This window comes from Streptomyces albidoflavus, assembly GCF_000719955.1.
Taxonomy (GTDB): Bacteria; Actinomycetota; Actinomycetes; order Streptomycetales; family Streptomycetaceae; genus Streptomyces; species Streptomyces albidoflavus.
Map to the genome: position 1 here is coordinate 13850 of NZ_JOII01000031.1, position 17716 is coordinate 31565.

Below are 17716 nucleotides of genomic sequence, written 5' to 3' on the forward strand. Positions count from 1 at the left end.
GGAACGCCTGGAACACCGAGGGCCGCTCTCCCCGACGTCACCGTCAGGGGGAGCGGCCCTCGGCCGTTTCCGCGTAAGGCGCTTCGGGTGGGTCAGACCGGCAGGCGCCGGTCGACCAGCCGCCAGACCACCTCGATGAGGGCTGCCGCGATCACCGCGATACCGACCGCCGCCCACGGCATCACCGAGCCGACCAGCCGCAGGGCGAAGAAGTCCTGGAGCCACGGGACGGCGAGGACGACGAGGAAGGCGCCGGCCATCGTGGCGACCAGGCCGACCCGCCACCAGGTGTAGGGGCGGGCGATGATCGCCAGCACCCAGAGGGAGACCAGGAAGAGGGTCAGCGTCGCCGCGCTCGTCTCCGCGGGGAGGGAGTCGGGGCCGGTGTAGTACGCCCGGGCCGTCATGTACGTGGTGAAGGTGGCGAGGGCGGCGATCACGCCGCCGGGGATCGCGTACCGCATCACGCGTTTCACGAAGTGCGGCTGGGCGCGCTCCTTGTTGGGGGCGAGGGCGAGGAAGAAGGCGGGGACGCCGATGGTCAGGGTGGAGAGCAGGGTGAGGTGGCGGGGGAGGAAGGGGTACTCGGTCTGGGAGAGGACGACGAGGATGGCGAGCAGGACCGAGTAGACCGTTTTGACCAGGAAGAGCGTGGCGACGCGGGTGATGTTGCCGATGACGCGGCGGCCCTCGGCGACCACCGACGGCAGCGTGGAGAAGCTGTTGTTCAGCAGGACGATCTGGGCGACGGCCCGGGTGGCCTCCGAGCCCGAGCCCATGCTGACGCCGATGTCCGCGTCCTTGAGGGCGAGGACGTCGTTGACCCCGTCGCCGGTCATGGCGACCGTGTGGCCGTGCGCCTGGAGGGCGCCGACCATGTCCCGCTTCTGCTGCGGGGTGACCCGGCCGAAGACCGTGTTCTCGTCGAGCGTGTCGGCGAGGGCCTCCGGCTCCTTGGGGAGCTTGCGCGCGTCGTACGTCCGCTCCGCGCCGGGCAGCCCCAGCTTCCCGGCGACCGCGCCCACCGAGACGGCGTTGTCCCCGGAGATGACCTTGGCCGCGACGTGCTGGTCCTCGAAGTAGCGCAGGGTGTCGGCGGCGTCCGGGCGGAGCCGCTGCTCCAGGACGACGAGGGCGGTCGGCTCGGCCCCGGCGCCCGGGTCGGGCCCGTCCAGCCCGCCCGCGGTCCGGGAGAGGAGGAGGACCCGCAGGCCCCGCTCGTTGAGCGCGTCGGTCTCGGCGAGCGCCTCGGCGCCGGGGCGCAGCAGGACGTCCGGGGCGCCGAGCAGCCAGGTGCGGTGGGTGGCGTCGCCCTCGTCCAGGGAGGCGCCGCTGTACTTGCGGGCGGAGGAGAAGGGCAGCGTGCCGGTGGTGCGCCAGCCCTCGGGGGCCGGGCAGGCGTCGATGACGGCCTGGAGGCTGGCGTTGGGCCGGGGGTCGCCGGCCCCGAGCGCGCCGAGCACCCGCCGGACGTACGCCTCGTCGGCGCCGCCGAGCGGGCGGATCGCCTGGACGTCCATGCCGCCCTCGGTGAGGGTGCCGGTCTTGTCGAGGCAGACCGTGTCGACGCGGGCGAGCCCCTCGATGGCGGGCAGCTCCTGGACGAGGCACTGCTTGCGGCCCAGCCGGATCACGCCTATCGCGAAGGCGACCGAGGTGAGCAGCACCAGGCCCTCGGGGACCATCGGGACGATGCCGCCGACGGTGCGGGCCACCGCGTTCTTGAAGTCGTTGTCGCGGACGACCAGCTGGCTGACGACGAGGCCGATCGCGGTCGGCACCATCATCCACGTGACGTACTTGAGGATGGTGCTGATCCCCGAGCGCAGCTCGGAGTGGACCAGGGTGAACCGGGACGCCTCCTCGGCGAGCTGCGCCGCGTACGCCTCGCGGCCGACCTTGGTGGCGCGGAAGGCGCCGCCGCCGGCGGTGACGAAGGAGCCGGACATCACCTCGTCGCCCGGGCGCTTGACGACCGGGTCGGCCTCGCCGGTGAGCAGGGACTCGTCGACCTCCAGGCCGTCCGCCTCGCGGACCTCGCCGTCGACCACGATCTTGTCGCCGGGACCGATCTCGATGAGGTCGCCGAGGACGATCTCGGAGGTGGAGACCTCGCCCGGTCTGCCGTCCCGGCGCACGGTCGGCTTGGCCTCGCCGATCACCGCGAGGCCGTCCAGGGTCCGCTTGGCGCGCCACTCCTGGAAGATGCCGATGCCGGTGTTGGCGACGATGACGAAGCCGAAGAGGCTGTCCTGGATCGGCGCGACGAAGAGCATGATCACCCAGAGGACGCCGATGATGGCGTTGAACCGGGTGAAGATGTTGGCGCGGGCGATCTCGGCCAGCGAGCGGGAGCTGCGGACGGGGACGTCGTTGACCTCGCCGCGTGCGACCGCCTCGGCGACCTCGGCCGAGGACAGTCCGGGCTCGGGCGGCACGGCGGGAGGGGCGGCGTCCGGCTCCGCCCCCGTGTCGATCCGGCTGTTCCCGGAGTCCGAACCCCCGGTGTCCACCTGTCCCCGCTGCGTCATGACACAGACGTTAAGGCCCGCGCTCGCACTTCACCGCCCGAGGGTCCAAAGATCCGTCCCGGGTACGAGACGGGGGTGGCACCGCCGTAGGGGGTGGGCCGCCGCATCCCCGACCGAGGTAGCCCCGCCCCCTACGGGAGGGGTGCTACACGGGGTGCCGCAATCGGCTCAGGAGCCGGGCTGCGGGGCGGCCGCGGCGGCCCGCTTCAGCGCGGCCTCGCGGCGGCGGACGTACCAGACGCCGAGGCAGCCGAGGCCCGCGCCGGCCAGGCAGGTCCAGATCCACCAGGTGTGGCCGTGGTCGTCGTACCAGCCGTAGAAGGGGAGCTGGGCGAGGAAGAGGACGAACCAGAGGATCGTGCCGCCGGTGATGGTGGCCACCACGGGCCCTTCCAGGGGTTCCGGTGCCTCGTGCCGGGGCGTCCACTTCTTCATGCCCCCAGCTTACGACCGTCCCGCCCGGCCCCCGGCGGCGCGCCCGCCCGCACCCTTCCGGCCGCCCCCGGCAAGGCCCTCCGGCCCTGTGGCTTATGCCTCTACGCGCGGAGATAGCAATTTCGGGTTCATGTATTCATACTGAAACAGCTTGAGGCTGACCGTTTTCTTTCGTAAGAAGACACAAGGGCCGCAAGTATCGGTAGGTTTCCGCCCTCGGACGGGTTGATCCGCCGGTCACATGATCGTGATCCGGAGGTCATGCCTGGCTGATTCTGTGCGGTCACCACGTACCCCCGTCCCTTCGTACGGACCTCCCGCCAAAGAGCCCGTACGCCTCGCACCCCTGAGGTTTCCATGCCCACCTCGGCCCCTGCCCAGGACGCCACGTCCGAGCAGCCGAACCCGCCGTCCGGCGCGCTCGACCGCTACTTCAAGATCACTGAGCGCGGTTCCACGCTCTCTCGCGAGGTGCGCGGCGGTTTCGCCACGTTCTTTGCGATGGCGTACATCATCGTGCTGAACCCGATCATCCTCGGCAGCGCCAAGGACATGTACGGCCACCAGCTGGACAACGGCCAGCTGGTCACCGCCACCGTGCTGACCGCGGCCCTCACCACGCTGCTCATGGGCGTCATCGGCAACGTGCCGGTGGCCCTGGCCGCCGGACTCGGCGTCAACACGGTGGTCGCCCTCCAGCTCGCCCCCCGGATGAGCTGGCCGGACGCGATGGGCATGGTCGTCCTCGCCGGTTTCGTCGTCATGCTGCTGGTCGCCACGGGGCTGCGCGAGCGGGTCATGAGCGCGGTGCCGCTCGGCCTGCGCAAGGGCATCGCCATCGGTATCGGCCTGTTCATCATGCTGATCGGCCTGGTCGACGCCGGTTTCGTCTCCCGCATCCCGGACGCCGCGCAGACCACCGTCCCGCTCCAGCTCGGCGCCGACGGTCACCTCAACGGCTGGACCGTGCTGGTCTTCGTCCTCGGCGTGCTGCTGACGCTGGCTCTCATGGTGCGCAAGGTGCCCGGCGCCATCCTCATCTCCATCGTGGCGATGACCGTGCTGGCCCTGATCATCAACGCCGTCGCCGACATCCCGTCCTGGGGCCTGACCACGCCCGAGTGGCCCGGCAACCCGGTGGCCACCCCGGACTTCGGCCTGATCGGACAGGTCAGCCTCTTCGGCGGATTCGCCAAGGTGGGGCTGCTCACCGGCATCCTCTTCGTCTTCACCGTGCTGCTGTCGTGCTTCTTCGACGCGATGGGCACGATCATGGCGGTCGGCGACGAGGCCGAGCTGACCGACGCCCAGGGCAACATGCCCGGCATCAACAAGGTCCTCTTCGTCGACGGCATCGCCGTCGCGGCGGGCGGCGCCTCGTCCTCCTCCGCCACCACCTGCTTCGTGGAGTCCACCGCCGGTGTCGGCGAAGGCGCCCGGACCGGCTTCGCCAACATCGTGACCGGCGGCCTCTTCGCCATCGGCCTCTTCCTGACGCCGGTCGTGACGATGGTCCCCTCGCAGGCGGCCACCCCGGCCCTGGTCGCGGTCGGCTTCCTGATCCTCTCCGGCTCGATCGGCGCGATCGACTGGACGGACTTCACCATCGCGATCCCGGCCTTCATCACCTTCATGATGATGCCGTTCACGTACTCCATCACCAACGGCATCGGCATGGGCTTCATCAGCTTCTGCGTGCTGCGCCTCGCCGCCGGCCGCGGCCGCTCGGTCCCCGCGGCGATGTACGTGGTCTCGGGTGTCTTCGCCTTCTACTACCTGATGCCTGCCCTCGGCCTCACCTGACAGGCCCCGGCCCGCGCCCCGCGCGGCCGTACGGCACCGGCCCGGTCCGCCCGGCCCCCGCTCACCGCGGAGGTCAGGTGGGCCGGGCCGCGCCGTTCACGGCCCCGTCCCGCGCGGGCTCCTCCGCGACCTCCCCGGCTCCGGGCGCGCCGCCGTCCTCGTCCCCGTAGAACTTCTCGGTCTCCTCCACCGCCGTCTGGAACCGCTGGTCGAAGTCGTCCCGGATCATCGTCCGCACGACGTAGTCCTGGACGCTCATGCCGCGTCTGGCCGCGTGACCCCGAAGACGTTCGAACAGCTCTGAGTCCATGCGCAGGCTGAGTACGTGGGTGTCCATACCTGTCAGGGTCCCCGCACGTCTGGCGCGATCGTGCCGCTTTTCCCGCCCGCCTCACTCTTTCGGGTGACGACCACGTGCCCGCACGGCAGCCCCCGGGCGAGGCTGGTCACTCCTGCGGAGGGTGTCCGGACCGGGCCCGTGACGCCCGCCACCACGAGTGGTCTTTAGACATAGTAATGAGTTACTCTAACGACTATGCCGGACCTCACCCATGGCGAAGACGCCGACGCCGTGAACGCACTGCGCTCCTCCGTCATGCGCCTCTCCCGCCGACTCAAGCACCAGCGGGTCGACGAGTCGCTGAGTCCCACCGAGATGTCGGTGCTCGGGACCCTCGCCCGCTGCGGTACCGCCACCCCCGGCGAACTGGCCCGCAAGGAGCACGTGCAGCCCCCGTCGATGACGCGGATCGTGGCGCTCCTGGAGGCCAAGGGCCTGGTCCGGCTGGAGCCGCACCCCGAGGACCGCCGCCAGAAGGTGGTCACCCAGACCGAGGAGGCCGAGGCGATGCTCGAGGAGAGCCGCAGCAAGCGGAACGCCTGGCTCGCCTCCCTCGCCGCCGAGCTGGACGAGGAGGAGTGGGCCAAGGTCCGCGCCGCCGCCCCCGTCCTGGAGAAGCTCGCCCACCTCTGACCCGCGCCCCGGCCGGGCAGCAGCACACCAGTACCAGCAGCACCCAGCAGCACCGATCGACGAAGACAGGCCAGACACCCCCGCCACGAGGAGGCGACGTCCTTTGAGTACGGGACCCGGAGCAGACTCCGCCCCCGCACCAGCCGCCCACGACTCCACCCCGCCCGCCCCCAAGCAGTCCATGTTCAGCTCGTTGAAGATCCACAACTACCGGCTCTTCTTCACCGGACAGGTCATCTCCAACACCGGCACCTGGATGCAGCGCATCGCCCAGGACTGGCTGGTCCTCACCCTCACCGGGTCGTCGGCCGCCGTCGGTGTCACCACCGCCCTCCAGTTCCTGCCGATGCTCCTCTTCGGCCTCTACGGCGGTGTCCTCGTCGACCGGCTGCCCAAGCGGCCGCTGCTCCTCTTCACCCAGAGCGCCATGGGCCTCACCGGCCTCGCCCTCGCCGCGCTGACCCTCACCGGCCACGTTCAGGTCTGGCACGTCTACGTCACCGCGTTCGTCCTCGGCCTCGTCACCGTCGTCGACAACCCGGCCCGGCAGACCTTCGTCAGCGAGATGGTCGGACCCCGTCAGCTCGCCAACGCGGTCTCCCTCAACTCGGCCAACTTCCAGTCCGCCCGCCTCGTCGGCCCGGCCGTCGCCGCCGTGCTGATCAGCGCCGTCGGCTCCGGCTACGCCTTCCTCATCAACGGCCTCTCCTTCGCCGCGCCCATCGCCGGGCTCCTGATGATGCGGATGGGCGACCTGCACAAGGCCCCGCGCACCCCGCGCGGCAAGGGCCAGCTCCGCGAGGGCCTGCGGTACGTCGCCGGGCGGCCCGACCTGATCTGGCCGATCGTGCTGGTCGGCTTCATCGGCACCTTCGGGTTCAACTTCCCGATCTGGCTCTCCGCCTTCGCCGACAAGGTCTTCGACGGCGGCCCCGGCATGTACGGCACGCTCAACACGCTGATCGCCGCCGGCTCCCTGGCCGGTGCCCTGCTCGCCGCCCGGCGCGGCGCGGGACGGCTCCGCCTGCTGGTCGCGGCCGCCGCCGCCTTCGGTGTCCTGGAGATCGTCGCCGCCTTCGCGCCGTCGGTCTGGATCTTCGCCGTCCTCATGGTGCTGACCGGCATGTTCGGCCTGACTGTCAACGTCACGGCCAACTCCTACGTGCAGATGGCCACCGAACCGCAGATGCGCGGACGCGTCATGGCCCTCTTCATGATGGTCTTCACCGGCGGTACGCCGCTGGGCGCGCCCCTGCTCGGCTGGATCACCGACGAGTACGGCGCCCGCACCGGCTTCGCCGTCGGCGGCGCCATCTCGCTGCTGGCCGCCCTCGCCGTCGGCCTGATCCTGGCCCGCGTCGGCGGGCTGAAGGTCAAGGTCGACCTGCGCCGGGGCCGCAAGCACATAAGGTTCGTGCCCGACGAGAAGCGGCTGGCGCCCGCCGCCTGACCGCACCCGGACCGCACACGGCCGCTCCCCACGCCGGGGGAGCGGCCGTCGCCGTACCCGGCCCGGCAGACTGCACCCATGGCCAGCCCCGCGCCCCGACCCCGCCTCTTCGTCGCCGTCGTCCCGCCCGACGCGGTCCTCGCCGAGCTGCGCCGCGCCACCGCCGCGCTGGACGCCCTGCCCGGCGCCGGCCGGCTGCGGCCCACCGAGGCGGGCGGGCGCCACGTCACCCTGGCCTTCCTCGGCGCCTGCGACCCCGGCCGCCTGGACGGCCTCGCCGCACGGCTCGCCCGCGCCGCACACCGCACCGCGCCCTTCCCGCTCGCCCTGCGCGGCGCCGGCCACTTCGGCGACCGCGTCCTGTGGGCCCGCCCCGACGGCGACCTCGACGCCCTCGCCCGCCTCGCCGACCGCGTCCGCGCCGCCGCCACCCGGGCCGGACTGCCGCCCGACGCCGAGCACGCCTTCCGGCCGCACCTGACCCTGGCCCGCGTCCGCCCCGGACCGCCCCTCCGGCTCGCCCCCTTCGCCGAGGCACTGGCCCAGCTGGCGGCCGGGCCCTGGCAGGCCGACGAGGTCCGGCTGGTCCGCAGCGTGCCGCCGCCCGGGGGCGTACCGGGGGCCCGGCCCACGTACGCGACGGAGGGGCGATGGCCGCTCGGCGGGTGACGGTCGGGGCGCGTGGGGTGTGTCACCCCGGGGCCGTCGCCGGCCGCCAGGCCGTTAACCTCGTAGGCGTGGACCCCAAGACCAGGAACCGGATCATGGCCGGTGTGCTTGTACTGATGTTCGCCGTCATCGCCGTCTCGGCGGCCGTCGGCGCCTGACCGTACGCGCGGGAGCGCCCCCGGAGCCGTACTCCGGGGGCGCTTTGCTGCGGCTACCGCCTCACCAGGCGAACGCCTCCGGGGACGGCCCCGGGCCCGGGAAGATCTCGTCGAGCGCCGTCAGCAGCTCCTGCGGCAGCTCCAGCTCCACGGCACGGACCGCCGAGGCCAGCTGCTCGTCGGTGCGCGGGCCGACGATCGGCCCGGTCAGCCCCGGCCGCGTCAGCAGCCAGGCCAGCGCCACCTCGCCCGGCTCCAGACCGTGCTTCTCCAGCAGGTCCTCGTACGCCTGGACCTGCGCGCGGATCGTGGAGTTGGCCAGCGCGTCGCCCGAGCGGCCGTCGTTGGTGCGCGACCCGCCGCCCTCGCGCTCCTTGCGGATGGCGCCGCCGAGCAGCCCGCCGTGCAGCGGCGACCAGGCGATGACGCCGAGGCCGTACTCCTCGGCGGCCGGGATGACCTCCATCTCCGCGCGGCGCTCCGCGAGGTTGTAGAGGCACTGCTCGCTGACGAGGCCGAGGCTGCCGCGCCGGGCGGCCGCCTCGTTGGCCTGGGCGATCTTGTAGCCGGGGAAGTTGGAGGAACCGGCGTACAGGATCTTGCCCTGCTGGACCAGGGTGTCCATGGCCTGCCAGATCTCGTCGAACGGGGTGCGCCGGTCGACGTGGTGGAACTGGTACAGGTCGATGTGGTCGGTCTGGAGCCTGCGCAGGCTCGCGTCGACCGCGCGGCGGATGTTGAGGGCGGAGAGCCGGTCGTGGTTGGGCCAGGCGGCGCCGTCCGCGCCCATGTTCCCGTAGACCTTGGTGGCGAGGACCACCTTGTCGCGGCGGTCGCCGCCCTGGGCGAACCAGGTGCCGAGGATCTCCTCGGTGCGCCCCTTGTTCTCGCCCCAGCCATACACGTTGGCCGTGTCGAAGAAGTTGATGCCGTCGTCGAGAGCCGTATCCATGAGGGCGTGGCTCTCGGCCTCGCCGGTCTTCGGCCCGAAGTTCATCGTGCCGAGCACGAGGCGGCTGACCTTGAGGCCCGTACGTCCGAGCTGCGTGTACTTCATGACTCCACAGCCAAGCCCTTCGAGTGGGCTCCAGGCAAGAGCACCGGACGGCGTGGCTTCGCCAAGGCGCTGTGGCAGGCTCGGAGCCATGACCGAGACGACCGGGGCCCGGCCCCACCTGCTGGCGCTGCTGCGGGAGCGGCTCGCCGCGGCCGGGGACGAGGAGCGCGGCGCGCTGTGGCGCCTCGCCGAGGACGGGCGGGAACTCGACGCCAACCTGGTCCGGCTGGCGCCCGGCGCGGTCGTCGGCGAACACCGCGAGTCGGTTCTCGACGTGCTGCTGGTGGTCGTGGCCGGAAGCGGCCGGGTCGAGCCGGAGGGCCTGGCGCTGGAGGAGTCCGCCGTGCTGTGGCTGCCGCGCGGCTCCCACCGCTCCTTCACGGCGGGCCCGCACGGCCTCGCCTACCTCACCGTCCACCGCCGCCGCCCCGGCCTCACCGTCGGCTCCGCCCCGCCCGGCACCGTCCGCGCCGCCGAACCGGCCGGCGGGGAGCCGCCCTGCTTCATGGACCGGGTCTGCCCCGGCTGCGGCCGCGTCTCCGAGGACCCGGCCCCCGTCTACTGCTCGCGATGCGGCGAGGAGTACCCGTGAACCGGCGGCCCGACGGGGTAGGCGTAGCCGCATGAGCACCGGTGAATGGATCGCCCTCGCCGTGGTCCTCGCCCTGGCGGGACTGGCGGCCGTCCTCGTCCTGCTGGTACGCGTCTTCCGCGCCCGCAAACTCCTCGCGGACGCCGGAATCCCGCTCCAGAACAAGGCCCTGTTCTGGAGCGCCGTCGTCTACACCATCTCCCCCGTAGACCTGCTCCCCGACCCCATCTACCTCGACGACATCGGCTTCCTCATGCTGGCCCTGCGCTCCCTGCACTCGGCCGGCGCCCACGCCGTCGCCGCCCGCCGGGAGAAGCAGGCGGACGGGACGACGAAGGTGCCCGGCGCCACCTCTTAGATCAGGACGTCCGTAGGGGTTCACCTCGTCGGCCCCTCCTCTGTTTCAGCCGCGCGTAGGTGAAGCGCCCCCTGTGTCCTTCCTTGTTTCGGTGGCGCGTCGCACTACGGCGACCAGCCATGAGTTCAGGGAGCGGTCGTCTGCGGCCGCGGCGGCAACGGCGGCCTTGTGGACGTCGTCGGGGAAGCGCACATTGACATTCTTGGTCATGATGCCATTATGTAGCCAGCATCATTGTGGTGCTAAAATGTAGCCATGCAGCTTCGGTACAACTTCCGTGTGTACCCGAGCGCCGGTCAGCGCGGCGCGTTGTCGAAGGCGTTCGGGTGTGCGCGCGTGGTCTTCAACGACGGGCTTCGCGCTCGGCAGGAAGCGCACGCGGCGGGGCTGCCGTATATCAAGGACGCTGACCTCCAGAAGCAGGTTGTCACCGCCGCCAAGCGAACGGAGGGGCGGGAATGGCTTGGCGAAGTCTCCTCGGTGGTGCTGGTGCAGTCTCTTCGGGATCTGCATACCGCGTACCGGAACTTCTTCAACTCGGTCAGCGGTAAGCGCAAGGGGCCTAAGGTCGCTCCGCCTCGATTCAAGTCCAAGCACGACAACCGGCAGGCCATCCGGCTCACGGTGAATGGCTTTTCGCTCCGGTCGGACGGCCGTCTGTACATCGCCAAAGTCGGAGACCTGTACGTGCGCTGGTCGCGTCAGCTTCCTGCGGCGCCGACCAGCGTCACCGTCACCAAGGACGCCTCGAACCGCTACTGGGCCAGCTTCGTCGTGGACACTGAGCGCGACGTCCTGCCCGAGCTGGACACGGAAGTGGGTATCGACCTCGGGCTTACTTACTTCGCAGTGCTCTCCGACGGTCGCAAGATCGAGTCCCCGAAGTTCCTCCGCCGCGCGGAGAAGAAGCTCGGGAGGATGCAGCGATCACTTTCGCGCAAGGAGAAGGGTTCGAAGAACCGGGCGAAGGCCCGCGCCAAGGTTGCACGCCAGCACGCCAAGGTTGGGGACCGGCGCAGGGACTGGCACCACAAGGAATCCACCAGGGTCATCCGTGAGAACCAAGCGGTGTACGTGGAAGATCTCCTGGTGTCCGGCCTCGGACGTACCCGGCTCGCCAAATCAGTGCACGACGCCGGATGGGCACAGTTCCTGACGATGCTGGAGTACAAGGCGGCCCTGTACGGCCGGACCTTCGCCAAGGTGGGCCGAGCCTTCCCGTCCTCCCAGGTCTGCTCGGTCTGCGGGCTTCGGGACGGCCCCAAGCCCCTGCACATCCGCGAGTGGACGTGCGGCAAGTGCGCCACCATCCACAACCGCGACCACAACGCATCACGCAACGTGCTTCTCGAAGGACGTCGCATCGTCGCCGCCGGACGGGCGGAGACACCAAACGCCTGTGGAGCGCCAGTTAGACGGGCATACATGCCCGCGAGGCGCGGTGAAGCAGGAACCCACCGAGCCCCGCGACGCGGGCAGTAGGAATCCCAGCCGATGAGCTTTAGGCGGGGAGGACGTCAAGATGTCGAAGGTGAACCACGCCGACTGACTACTGGACGCCTGGTGGACCTGCGTCGCGCAGCCTCAGGTGCGGGAACGGGTGGTGGTAGGGCGCAGTCGGAGTGAAGTGCTTGCCCGCCGGTGCGGCGGCCGAGGTGTTGCTGGCGGCCAGGCTCTGGCCGAAGGCCAAGGCGGCCCCGAGGATGCTGCCGGGGCACCGGAGTGCGGCGCGGCGGTGGCGGCATGCTTGACGTGGGACGAAGCTGCTGGCAGCGTGCCCAGCGACATCCGTCGCCGTCACCGCAGACCATCGGGGGAACCCGTGCCCAAGCGAACACCGCGAGGCCGGACCGCCGCCCTCCTCCTGTGCGCCCCCCTGCTCGCCCTCACCGCCGCCTGCGGCTCCGGCGACGACGCCCCGGCCCCCACGCCCACCGGCACCTCCGCCGAGCCCGCGCCCAGCCCCGCCACCACCGGCCCCGCCGGTCCGCTCACCGGCGTCTGGGACAAGGCCGACCCGGAAGCCCCGGCCACCCTCACCGTCAGCGACGACGGGGCCGTCACCCTCACGGCCGAGGACGCCACCTGCAACGGCGAGGCCCAGCGCGCCGGCCGCACCGCGTACACCGCCGCCCTCACCTGCACCTCGGGCCCCGACCGCACCCTCACCCTGACCCTCCCCGACGCCGAACCGGCCCGGACGCTGACGGTCACCGGCGAAGGGAAGCGGGGGCCGGGGACCTACGAGCGGACCACCTGAGCCCTCGCACGAACGAGGCTCCCGGCGGGACCGCCAGGAGCCCCGCGTCCAGCGGTACGACGTGGATCAGCAGGTCGAGCGGCTGTCGATGCGTATGCCGGTCAGCGTTCCGCTGACGATCCCGATACTCGTCTTCGGCGGAAGGCAGGTGGTGATGCCGTTCGCCCGGCGGATGTAGGCGACATCGTCGTTGCGGGTGTTCTGGACGACCAGGTTCGGTCCGGACGGCCGGGACGGCAGGTCCTGGAACCCACTGGTGACGTCCTGGAACTGCCCGATCCTCGTACCGTTCTTGAACAGACAGACGTACGGGTACGAACAGGTGTCAGCCGCGGCCCGGACGGGCGCGGGCGTGGAGGCGGAGGCGGAGGCGGCCGTCTGGGCGGCGACCGACACGCCGCCCGCCATGGCCAGGGTCATGGCCACGGCGCCCAAGGTGCGTGCTCTTCTCACGTCAAACCCTTTCATCACGAGGACGTTTCGAGGTTGGCGTTGCCCTGGAGAATCTGCCGGGGAGCGCCGGTGATCGCCAGCGGCATATCGGTCGTTCGGCGCGCGCCAATTCGGCCGTACGGCACGGCTGTCGCCGTATCGCCGAACACTTCCGGCCCCTGTGGCGCATCGCTCCCCCGAGCCGCCTGGCGAAACCAATTGCCCCGGCGATAGCGTCAGTTCCTACAGTCCGCACTTTCGCCCCCACCGGGAGTCACACGTGAACCGCCGAACGTTGCCCGCCCTCACCGCCCTCGCCACGGCGACCACCCTCCTCCTGACCGCGTGCGGCGGGGAGTCACCGGAGGCGGACGAGAAGATTCCGGGAGCGGGGGAGAGCTCGGCTGAGGCTTCGGCTTCGCCGAGTGAGAAGGGGGATGACGGGATCGATCGGCCGGAGATCGAATTCCCGGATGACTTCAAGATGACGTTCGAAGAGGTCAAGGGGACTGACGCCGATGGTGCGGCGGCATCTGCTGATGCAGAGAACTTCATGAAATCGATCCAGCACGCCATCTTTGAGGGTGACCCCGAAAGTGCTGTGTACAAGTTCTACATCGACCCGATGAGCGAGGCCCACGAGTACGCCAAGTTCCAGGTCACGCAGTACGTGGAACACGGTTGGGTTCTCACGGGAGAGTTGCGGCAGTCGAACGTCAAGGTTTCCGAACCGAAGACTGAAGGAGTCCGAGTCGTCTCGTTCTGCTCCGACGAGTCCAAGGCCGCCGGTAAGGAAGCGAAGACGGGAAAGAAGGTCCCCGACAAGGACTTTGGGAGCCCGTACATCTCCTTCGAAGTGCTGATGAAGCAGGCGAAGTCGCAGAAGGGCTTGTGGCGTGCCAGCAAGGTCAAGACGGAGAGGGGTGGCTCGCAGTGCGCCGGCTGAGGACCACCGTCCTCGTGGCGGGAATTTCGTCGCTCTGCCTGGTCAGTGCCGTAAGCCCTGCCTTGGCGGTTCCGCTCGACAATGCTGAGGGCGCCGGTGGCCGGGAGGGCGACACTCTGACCGCAGAGGTCGAGGTGATCACGTACGACACTTCCAAGAATGGAAGCGGGCCTTCGGCGGGGGCAGTGTCAAGAGTTCCCTCAGACTGGACGCCGCCGCCCTGCTGGTATGCGCCCAAGTGGACCCCGGACGAACTCCGCGACTACTACCAGCGGGGCCACGAAGCGATCCATCACGATCCCGGTATGCCGCCCGAGGCGATCAACGAATGGAGCGAGGAGCGGCGCAACTACATCGACGGGGAATACGAGGACTTCAACCGGGAGAAGGACGGCGAAGGGATGTGGTGGGGTGCCGTTCAGAACCCCAACGCACCCCTGGACGAACAATTTGCCTGCGAACGAGTCCCCTTCTGGGCCGACAACGGTGAAACCCCCGATGTCGAGAACATCATCACCCCCGAGATTCTCGCCGGGCTGGCCTACGAGCAGATCAAGGTGCCCGGGACCGAGGTGACCCTTGCGCCCGGTGGGAAGAGCAAGGTGAATCTGCCGACGTGGGCGTGGCTGGACGGTGGGGAGTTCAAGCCGGTGGCCGTGACGGCCTCGTTGGCGGTGGGTGGGCTGGACATGTCGGCGACGACGACGGCGACGCCCAAGTCCCTGCGGATCGAGCCGGGCACGAAGGACGCGCGGCTGCACCCGGCGTCGGGGGAGTGCACCATCAACGATGACGGCTCGATCGGGGAGCCGTACGCCAAGGGGAAGGCGGACCAGGAGCCGCCGTGCGGGGTGACCTACCTGCGCTCGTCCGGTGACGGGTCGTACGCCATGGAGGCGACCGTGACCTGGGAGATCAGCTGGACCGGGACCGGTGTGGCAGCACCGCAGGCGCTGCCGGACGGGACGTTCGGGAACGAGCAGGCGGTCGAGGTCGAGGAGATTCAGTCGATCAACCGGTGACGGGGTCCGGGGAGGGGCGGGGGCCCGCTCCTCCCTAGTCGCTGGTCCGGGTGAGGCGTACGGCCTTGTCGGTCAGGGTCGCCACCTCGAACTCCACCCCGGCGAACTCCACGGTGTCCCCGGCCCGTACGTCCTCGTAGCCGGCGACGGGGACGGTGGCGCAGTTGGCGTCGAGGCCGGCGGTGCCGGTGTCCGGGTGGACGTAGGCGACCGTGACGGAGAGGCCGGTGGGGAAGCGCTGGACGCCGCCGTTGGCGAGGAGGGCGAGGGTGTCGCCCTTGGCCGGGAAGCCCTGGGCGGCGGCCTTGCGGACGGCGGGGTTGGTGGTGAAGCAGAGGGTGTCGTCGGCGGCGCCCTGGCGGGGTTCGAGTGAGGCGGGTTCGGCGGCGAGGGCGGCGCGGTCCTCGGCGGACTCCGGTTCCAGGACGACGCGGTGGGCGCAGACCTGCCGGACGGTGTAGGCGTGGCCGGAGACGGTGACCTCGGCGCCGGGTGCCACCTTCCACTCCTCCTGGCCGGAGGCGTACGTGGCGCCGTCGCGCAGGGTGGCCGTGCGCCGCGTGCCGTCGGCGGTGGCGTCCGCGTACTGCACGCCGCCCCCGCCGGGAAGCTTGAAGCCGCCGCCGCGCAGGACGTGGACGGTGGCGCCGGGGTCCTCACCGACGCAGGCGGGGCCCTTGTCGCGGGCGGCCGGGGTCGGCTTGCCGGTGTCGCCGCCGCCCTCGCCGCCGGGGTCGGGGGACGTACCGCACCCGGCGAGCGCCAGCAGGGTCAGGGCGGCAGCCGTTGCCGCGCCCGCGCCGTACCTACGCATGGGCGCGCTCCAGGACGATCCGGGTGCGGTAGTCGACCTCGGCGACGCGCCAGGCGTCGCCGGTGATCTCGACGGTGTCGCCGGGGGTCAGGTCGTCGTGCTCGACGAGGGGCCGGCCGGCGCTGCTGATCTGGATGCGGCCGTGCACCGAGGGCTGGGCGAAGATCGTCGCCACGATGCGGTGGGTGTGGCCCTCGTGCTCGACGGAGTACGGGACGTGGTAGCGCAGCACCCAGCGCCCGTCGAACTCGAAGGGGTACTTGACCTGCGGTGCTGCCGCGTCGTCAGGGGACATCGAACGCCTCGGGGTAGTGGAAGTACTTGTCGAGCTGGTCCTGGCTCACGGTGATCGGCGCGTAGCCCTGCACACCCCAGGGGTTGCCGAGGATGACCTTGCCGTCGTCGGTGAAGCCGCGCACGTAGTAGGCGTGGTTAGTGTGGTAGGTGCTGCCCCACTCCTTGGGGTGGTCCTTGTCGAGGCTCTCGTCGTCCGGGGTGGAGAGGGTGACGACCTGGCCGGACTCGTACGCCTCGCGCAGCCGGTCGATGTCCTTGTCCTGGCTCTGGCCGATGCCGAGGAAGCCGCCGGTCTCCAGGTCCTCGCCTTCCTGGCCGGTCAGGTACGGGGCGGACTTCTTGGGGTCGTCGCCCTCGATGCCGCCGTAGCCGCGTTCGCCCTCACCGTCCTCGGAGTAGACCATCGCGAACGCCTTCTCGTAGTACGCGGGCCAGGTCTCGCCGTTGCCGTACGTGCTGATCGGGTTGCCGTTCTGGTCGGTCGGGAGGTCGGCGGTCATGGTCACCCAGTGGTGGTTGCCCTCCTTGTCCCAGACGCGGACGCTGACGGTGCCGTTGGGGTTCTCCTTGATGCCCTCCTCGATGAACCGGGGGTTCTGCTGGGAGAGCCCGGCCAGCGAGGCGACGTACCAGCAGTCGCCGAACTGGTTCTGGCTGACGTCGTCGGCGGAGACCCCGTCGCGGAAGAGCGGGTCGGAGGGCGGCGCCCAGTGGATGCCGTTGTTGGTCTGGCCGTTCTGGTTGTTCCCGCCTTCCTCGTACGCGCCCGTGTTGGTGAAGGTGGGCTGCATGTCGGGGAAGGCGGTCTGGAACTTGGCCACGTTCTCCGGGCTGATCCTGGACAGCATCAGGCTGAGCGTGTCCCGGCGTTCGGCCTCGGGCAGGCCGTTCTTGTCGAACGGGTTCCAGCCGGAGTCGTCGGTGTTGGTGAGCAGTTCGTTGTAGAACGCGAGGTCCCGTGGGGAGGACTTCGAGAAGAAGACGTCCAGTTCGGCGGCGGTCAGGCCGTCCAGTTCGGCGGCGATCCTCTCCAGGTCGTCCCGGTTGCCGTTGGTGCCGAAGTCGGTGGTGCGCAGGTCCTGGAAGTGGCGGCGGGCGGCGTCGATCTTCTCCGCGTCCGGCGGTTTCTCGTCGAGGAAGACGCTGCCGTCGCGGACGGGGTAGCCGAGCTTCTCCAGTTCGGCCAGGCCCTCCATCTGCTTCACGCGGCGCTTCATCGAGCCCTGCATGTCGCCCAGTTCGCCCTGGAGGGAGCCGGGCAGGCGTCGGCGGCCGCCGAAGAGAGAGGGCATGGGGATCAGGTCGCCGACCAGGCCCTGGAGGCCGGGGTCGCGGGAGGCGCTCTGGCCGGCGGGCAGGTTCTGCTGGGCGGTGGTGAGCAGGGTGGCGAGCTGGGAGTGGAGGCGTCCCGAGTCGCCGGCGAGGCGGTCCAGGTCGCCCGCGAGGGCCCGTATCCGGGCGGCGTCGAATCCGCGGAAGGTCATCAGTTGCCGCCCGCCTGGCTCTTGGCCTTCTCCTTGGCCTGCCGGTCCAGCTCGTCGGCCTGGCCCTCCCAGCGGGTGGCGTCGGCGAGCAGGGCGGTGCCCATGCCGTTCAGGGTGCGCTGGTGGCCCTGGAGCTTGGCGGTGCACTCGTCGGCGAACGGGCCCTGCCAGATGGCGCCCTTGCCGTCGCCGGTGGCGGCGCGCGGGGTGGCCTTCTTCACCGGGTCGTCCAGGTACGGTCCGAGGCGGCGCGCGAGGGTGCGGGCCTCGCGGGCGCACTCCCGCAGCTTCTCGGCGCGTTTCTTCAACTCGGCCTCGCCGTCCGCGTCCTTCGGCCCCACGTGCGGTTCCTCTCCCCCGTCGGCGCTCTGCGTGCCGTGCTTCCGTCGGGTCGCCGGGGCGGACCCTGAGCACCGCGCGTGCAGCATACGGCCG

At 70.6% G+C, this 17716-nt stretch carries 20 protein-coding genes; 10 read left to right on the forward strand and 10 right to left on the reverse strand.

Features of this window, described 5'->3' with window-relative positions; translation table 11 throughout:
- Positions 1-92: 92 nt before the first annotated feature.
- Together IF45_RS0125170 and IF45_RS0125175 are read right to left on the reverse strand one after the other, a co-directional pair.
- Positions 93-2531: an HAD-IC family P-type ATPase gene (locus IF45_RS0125170; protein ID WP_030309735.1), complete on the reverse strand. Its 2439-nt coding sequence runs from the start codon at positions 2529-2531 to the stop codon at positions 93-95.
- A gap of 168 nt (positions 2532-2699) precedes the next feature.
- Positions 2700-2966: a DUF2530 domain-containing protein gene (locus tag IF45_RS0125175; protein ID WP_030309737.1), complete on the reverse strand. Its 267-nt coding sequence runs from the start codon at positions 2964-2966 to the stop codon at positions 2700-2702.
- Between the two features lie 357 nt (positions 2967-3323).
- Here IF45_RS0125175 and IF45_RS0125180 point away from each other — a divergent pair, with 357 nt between their 5' ends.
- Positions 3324-4769, forward strand: a complete 1446-nt coding sequence (locus IF45_RS0125180; RefSeq protein ID WP_003950032.1) for an NCS2 family permease — start codon at positions 3324-3326, stop codon at positions 4767-4769.
- 73 nt (positions 4770-4842) lie between these two features.
- On the opposite strand, the gene IF45_RS0125185 is transcribed toward IF45_RS0125180, so the two are convergent.
- A complete protein-coding gene (locus IF45_RS0125185; RefSeq protein WP_008404117.1) occupies positions 4843-5106 on the reverse strand; it encodes a hypothetical protein in 264 nt (87 codons plus the stop codon).
- A gap of 198 nt (positions 5107-5304) precedes the next feature.
- On the opposite strand from IF45_RS0125185, the gene IF45_RS0125190 reads away from it, so the two are divergent.
- The 3 genes from IF45_RS0125190 (at position 5305) to thpR (ending at position 7861) form a co-directional block, all read left to right on the forward strand.
- On the forward strand, positions 5305-5742 hold the full coding sequence (locus tag IF45_RS0125190; protein ID WP_003950034.1) for a MarR family winged helix-turn-helix transcriptional regulator: 438 nt from the start codon (positions 5305-5307) through the stop codon (positions 5740-5742).
- Positions 5743-5845: 103 nt separating this feature from the next.
- Complete coding sequence (locus tag IF45_RS0125195) at positions 5846-7192, forward strand: MFS transporter (RefSeq protein WP_008404115.1); 1347 nt, start codon at positions 5846-5848, stop codon at positions 7190-7192.
- Between the two features lie 78 nt (positions 7193-7270).
- On the forward strand, positions 7271-7861 hold the full coding sequence (gene thpR / locus IF45_RS0125200) for an RNA 2',3'-cyclic phosphodiesterase (RefSeq protein WP_030309739.1): 591 nt from the start codon (positions 7271-7273) through the stop codon (positions 7859-7861).
- 219 nt (positions 7862-8080) lie between these two features.
- Here thpR and IF45_RS0125210 read toward each other — a convergent pair whose 3' ends face one another.
- Complete coding sequence (locus IF45_RS0125210; protein ID WP_008404110.1) at positions 8081-9076, reverse strand: aldo/keto reductase; 996 nt, start codon at positions 9074-9076, stop codon at positions 8081-8083.
- 88 nt (positions 9077-9164) lie between these two features.
- On the opposite strand from IF45_RS0125210, the gene IF45_RS0125215 reads away from it, so the two are divergent.
- Together IF45_RS0125215 and IF45_RS0125220 are read left to right on the forward strand one after the other, a co-directional pair.
- Positions 9165-9668: a hypothetical protein gene (locus IF45_RS0125215; protein ID WP_008404108.1), complete on the forward strand. Its 504-nt coding sequence runs from the start codon at positions 9165-9167 to the stop codon at positions 9666-9668.
- Between the two features lie 31 nt (positions 9669-9699).
- On the forward strand, positions 9700-10026 hold the full coding sequence (locus tag IF45_RS0125220) for a YkvA family protein (RefSeq protein ID WP_008404106.1): 327 nt from the start codon (positions 9700-9702) through the stop codon (positions 10024-10026).
- Positions 10027-10071: 45 nt separating this feature from the next.
- Here IF45_RS0125220 and IF45_RS32625 read toward each other — a convergent pair whose 3' ends face one another.
- Entirely contained in the window at positions 10072-10236 is a 165-nt protein-coding gene (locus IF45_RS32625) for a YlcI/YnfO family protein (protein WP_078503893.1), read from the reverse strand.
- A 45-nt stretch (positions 10237-10281) separates the two neighbouring features.
- Here IF45_RS32625 and IF45_RS0125225 point away from each other — a divergent pair, with 45 nt between their 5' ends.
- Both IF45_RS0125225 and IF45_RS0125230 read left to right on the forward strand, forming a co-directional pair.
- Positions 10282-11508 (forward strand): RNA-guided endonuclease InsQ/TnpB family protein, encoded by a 1227-nt coding sequence (locus IF45_RS0125225; RefSeq protein WP_030309741.1) that lies wholly within the window; start codon positions 10282-10284, stop codon positions 11506-11508.
- A gap of 340 nt (positions 11509-11848) precedes the next feature.
- Entirely contained in the window at positions 11849-12286 is a 438-nt protein-coding gene (locus IF45_RS0125230; RefSeq protein WP_008404102.1) for a hypothetical protein, read from the forward strand.
- 66 nt (positions 12287-12352) lie between these two features.
- Here the strand turns inward: IF45_RS0125230 and IF45_RS0125235 are convergent, their stop codons facing one another.
- Complete coding sequence (locus tag IF45_RS0125235) at positions 12353-12706, reverse strand: hypothetical protein (RefSeq protein ID WP_165394051.1); 354 nt, start codon at positions 12704-12706, stop codon at positions 12353-12355.
- Between the two features lie 292 nt (positions 12707-12998).
- Here IF45_RS0125235 and IF45_RS0125240 point away from each other — a divergent pair, with 292 nt between their 5' ends.
- Positions 12999-13664, forward strand: a complete 666-nt coding sequence (locus IF45_RS0125240; protein WP_030309745.1) for a hypothetical protein — start codon at positions 12999-13001, stop codon at positions 13662-13664.
- 23 nt (positions 13665-13687) lie between these two features.
- On the forward strand, positions 13688-14686 hold the full coding sequence (locus IF45_RS0125245) for a hypothetical protein (protein WP_370443961.1): 999 nt from the start codon (positions 13688-13690) through the stop codon (positions 14684-14686).
- Between the two features lie 34 nt (positions 14687-14720).
- Here IF45_RS0125245 and IF45_RS0125250 read toward each other — a convergent pair whose 3' ends face one another.
- Genes IF45_RS0125250 through IF45_RS0125265 form a run of 4 tightly spaced genes read right to left on the reverse strand, consistent with a single transcriptional unit; the run spans position 14721 to position 17622 of the window.
- Positions 14721-15500, reverse strand: a complete 780-nt coding sequence (locus IF45_RS0125250) for a hypothetical protein (protein ID WP_030309749.1) — start codon at positions 15498-15500, stop codon at positions 14721-14723.
- The gene (locus IF45_RS0125255) at positions 15493-15795 is read right to left on the reverse strand and encodes a DUF6406 domain-containing protein (RefSeq protein WP_030309751.1); all 303 of its coding nucleotides are present in this window, start codon (positions 15793-15795) and stop codon (positions 15493-15495) included. The genes IF45_RS0125250 and IF45_RS0125255 overlap by 8 nt, the downstream gene beginning before the upstream one ends.
- A complete protein-coding gene (locus tag IF45_RS0125260; RefSeq protein ID WP_030309753.1) occupies positions 15785-17281 on the reverse strand; it encodes a C2 family cysteine protease in 1497 nt (498 codons plus the stop codon). Before IF45_RS0125260 ends, IF45_RS0125255 begins: the two co-directional genes overlap by 11 nt.
- Entirely contained in the window at positions 17281-17622 is a 342-nt protein-coding gene (locus IF45_RS0125265) for a hypothetical protein (RefSeq protein ID WP_018896247.1), read from the reverse strand. The genes IF45_RS0125260 and IF45_RS0125265 overlap by 1 nt, the downstream gene beginning before the upstream one ends.
- Between the last annotated feature and the right edge of the window lie 94 nt (positions 17623-17716).

Coding starts and splice junctions, on each gene's coding strand:
- IF45_RS0125170 (WP_030309735.1), bottom strand. CDS start 2,531: ATGACGCAGCGGGGACAGGTGGACACCGGGGGTTCGGACTCCGGGAAC.
- IF45_RS0125175 (WP_030309737.1), bottom strand. CDS start 2,966: ATGAAGAAGTGGACGCCCCGGCACGAGGCACCGGAACCCCTGGAAGGG.
- IF45_RS0125180 (WP_003950032.1), top strand. CDS start 3,324: ATGCCCACCTCGGCCCCTGCCCAGGACGCCACGTCCGAGCAGCCGAAC.
- IF45_RS0125185 (WP_008404117.1), bottom strand. CDS start 5,106: ATGGACACCCACGTACTCAGCCTGCGCATGGACTCAGAGCTGTTCGAA.
- IF45_RS0125190 (WP_003950034.1), top strand. CDS start 5,305: ATGCCGGACCTCACCCATGGCGAAGACGCCGACGCCGTGAACGCACTG.
- thpR (WP_030309739.1), top strand. CDS start 7,271: ATGGCCAGCCCCGCGCCCCGACCCCGCCTCTTCGTCGCCGTCGTCCCG.
- IF45_RS0125210 (WP_008404110.1), bottom strand. CDS start 9,076: ATGAAGTACACGCAGCTCGGACGTACGGGCCTCAAGGTCAGCCGCCTC.
- IF45_RS0125215 (WP_008404108.1), top strand. CDS start 9,165: ATGACCGAGACGACCGGGGCCCGGCCCCACCTGCTGGCGCTGCTGCGG.
- IF45_RS0125220 (WP_008404106.1), top strand. CDS start 9,700: ATGAGCACCGGTGAATGGATCGCCCTCGCCGTGGTCCTCGCCCTGGCG.
- IF45_RS32625 (WP_078503893.1), bottom strand. CDS start 10,236: ATGACCAAGAATGTCAATGTGCGCTTCCCCGACGACGTCCACAAGGCC.
- IF45_RS0125225 (WP_030309741.1), top strand. CDS start 10,282: ATGCAGCTTCGGTACAACTTCCGTGTGTACCCGAGCGCCGGTCAGCGC.
- IF45_RS0125235 (WP_165394051.1), bottom strand. CDS start 12,706: ATGACCCTGGCCATGGCGGGCGGCGTGTCGGTCGCCGCCCAGACGGCC.
- IF45_RS0125250 (WP_030309749.1), bottom strand. CDS start 15,500: ATGCGTAGGTACGGCGCGGGCGCGGCAACGGCTGCCGCCCTGACCCTG.
- IF45_RS0125255 (WP_030309751.1), bottom strand. CDS start 15,795: ATGTCCCCTGACGACGCGGCAGCACCGCAGGTCAAGTACCCCTTCGAG.
- IF45_RS0125260 (WP_030309753.1), bottom strand. CDS start 17,281: ATGACCTTCCGCGGATTCGACGCCGCCCGGATACGGGCCCTCGCGGGC.